Source organism: Pseudoalteromonas aliena SW19, assembly GCF_014905615.1.
Lineage (GTDB): Bacteria > Pseudomonadota > Gammaproteobacteria > Enterobacterales > Alteromonadaceae > Pseudoalteromonas > Pseudoalteromonas aliena.
Genome location: NZ_AQGU01000016.1, coordinates 1 through 3,239, shown reverse-complemented (window position 1 = coordinate 3,239; position 3,239 = coordinate 1). Strand labels below are relative to the sequence as shown.

Here is a 3,239-nt window from a genome sequence, read left to right as displayed (position 1 = left end):
AGTTGGGTTAGCTGCTGCCTGCGCTTCAAATAATTCATGAATACATAATTCTTTTGGGTACTCCACCCTTGTGTCATTCCAACTGTCTAGTTGTTGTTTGCGCTCTTGCTCCGGTAACACACACAGGCTATGAACCGACTGTACTGAATCATTTTCTAATAATGATAAGACGTCGTTCAATGTCACTTCTAGGTAATGTGCTATGCGCTGTGCCGGTGCACGTTCGTCAATTTGTAGCTCTAATCCAAACCCCTCTCCTAAGTCATCTACCGATAGATTAAATGGATAATTAGTTCGCTCCTGACTTTCTATTACTTTGAATCCTGCATCTACCTCTAATGTTTCTTCTTGTACTGAATGACGGTAGTTCAACATCGCACTAAATAACGGTAACTGCCCTTCCACTGCACTGTAGCGTTGCGCCTCTGCCAATGAAACTTGTTCATAGGGCACTAAAGCTTGTAAGTCATCATTTATCTGACGCAATAAGGTGCTTGCACTATGATTATCTAATTCAACTTTTAATGGCAAGGTGTTGATCAACATGCCCATCATACTTTCTATCCCTGGCATACCGTTCATTCGACCCGATAATACAGTACCAAAAACAACGCTTGATTGACCGCTACACACTGATAATACTTTGGCCCAAATAAGATGAAACATTGCTGCGGGACTACTATGATGTGCCCGCATCAATCTACGCAGTTGCATCGCTTGAGTGGGAGCTAATGTCAATTTGATGCTCTCGATACCCGTGCCGTCGTTTAGTACTTCGGTTAAGCCATAGGGTAATGTTGGTGTATTTACATCGCCTAATTGTTGGCTAAAGAACGCTTTCGTATTTAACGCTGCTGTATGCTGTAAGGTACGTCCTACAAATTCACGATAAGGCACTGGGGCCGCCAATTTAGCCTCTGGATCTTGTAATAACGTTGTCAGCTCTGCCACTAAAATTTCCAACGAGACGTGATCTGATATCAGGTGATGCTCACACAGTAGTGCATAGTGTTTACCTCTCGCTTTATCTTCACATACCGATAATTGCAGTAATGGCGCTGTTTCTAACTCAATCCAGTAGTCAGCATTTGCCACATGCGCTAAAAAAGCACCGTGAACATCTTCACTTGCGTTAAACGATAGCTCTGTCACGGCCAGTTTTGCTTCACGCTGTACCACCTGCAACGCTGTCGTACGATCTCGCCACAAAATCGCTGTGCGTAGCACATCATGTCTGGCAATAAGTTGCTCTAATGCCCCCAAGAAACGAGCTAAACTTGCCCCATCATCAAACTCAAAAGTGGTACTGGTAACGTAGGGGTCTTGTTGTTCACTCATGGTATGAATAAACAATACGCCTTCTTGAAGCGGCGCAAGTGGATAAATATCTTGAATATTACCCATCCCTCCTGGAATAACTTTGGCTATCTGTGTTATTTCCTGCTCACTAACGGTTGCTAACGTCACCATTTCTGACGTGATGCTATTACAGTCAATTGGGATCCCATTGGCCGGTATAGTAATACGTGTCTCATTGCTAAATAATGTTATTTGACGAGCCATATCTTGTAAGGTACGTGCCTTAAATAGGGCCTGTACATCAGCCTGTAACCCTTGATTTCTTAGTTGACTTACTAACTGCATAATCAGCAGTGAATGACCTCCAAGTGCAAAGAAATTAGCTGTAATACTGATCTTACTCAATGGTAATGCCAATAACTCACTGCAAATTTCAACCAATAACTTTTCTTCGTACGTCTGGGGGGCTAAATATTCTTGCTGTAATACCCTCGACGGCAGTGCCAATAATGCGCGTTTGTCTAATTTACCATTCACCGTCATAGGCCATTGCACCACTGATGTGAAGGCTGTTGGTACCATATAGTTTGGTAACGAAGTCGACAAAGTCTGTTGCAGTGATTGTATTAACTCATCTGCCTGACTATCAGTCTTATCCATCACAAATTTAATATAAGCACGTAAAGATTGACCTCCTTCATTACTGTGCTCCGCCAATACTACTGCCGATGCAACCGTTGGCTCTGCCATTAATTTATTTTCTATTTCACCCAATTCAACCCTAAAACCACGAATTTTAACCTGATCGTCACTGCGGCCCATAAACGCCAGCTCACCTTTTGCCGATAAGCGTGCCATGTCCCCTGTTTTATATAATCGTTTGCTCAACGCCGGATTTGTCGCGTCATAATACGGATTATCAATAAAATATTTAGCTGTTAGGGCTGGTTGATTAAGGTAACCTTTGGCGAGACACTGACCACTAATGTAAAGCTCCCCGATCACTTCTGGAGGACATAAAGTAAGCTGCTCAGACAGTACCAAACACGCCGTATTAACATTAGCTCGGCCAATTGGTACCGCATGGGTTTCATGATAACCGTCATTAATTGCATACCCTGATGCGGTCACGGTTGTTTCCGTTGGGCCATATGTATTGATTAATTGAAAACCTGGTTTTAAGCTCGCTACTGACTTTTTATCCAGCGCCTCACCTCCGACTATCACCAAACGTAACGGCAGTGCTGTCAGTTCCTCTTGGTCCAAAGCTAATTGATGCCAAAATGCGGTGGGTAAACTGACTACGCTAATGGCATGTTTATGGCAAAAATCAATAAAAGCGTCTCGACTCAACGACACCGCGTCGTCTCGCAGAATTAAACTGGCACCACGCGTTAATGATGCTAACCACTCTTCCACAAAAATATCAAAGTTCATGGTTGAAAATTGCAATATATTGTCGGCTTCGGTGATATCGTATCGTAACTCGCAGTTAGCACTAAAATTCACCAAGTTACCATGTGTGATCATCACACCTTTAGGCGTACCCGTTGAACCCGATGTGTACATGACATAGGCTAAATGTTCAGCCGTTAGTTCGGTTATCTCTGGAGCGGTCACAGCATAGTCGTTAAAGTGTTCGGGAACACAAATTGTCACAGCGGCAACGTTAAATTCATCTAAAAGGTCATGCACTTTTTGTTGTGTCAACACCACTGATAATCCAGTGTCCTCAATCATAAAGGCAAGACGCTCTTTAGGATAAGCAGGATCCAGTGGCACATAAGCCCCTCCAGCTTTTAAAATTGCCAGTACCCCAACCATCATTTCAAGTGAGCGTTCAACGCATAATCCAACTAACGTATCCGGTCCAACATGATGTTGTACACGCAAATAATGCGCTAGTTGATTGGCGCGTTCATTCAATGCTCTGTAACTCA

Annotated in this window: 1 protein-coding gene; it reads right to left on the bottom strand. The window is 43.3% G+C overall.

The features are described 5' to 3' along the window. Nucleotides 1-3,239 (bottom strand): non-ribosomal peptide synthetase (locus PALI_RS00085; protein ID WP_193154367.1); only part of this gene is annotated, 3,239 nt, incomplete at both ends.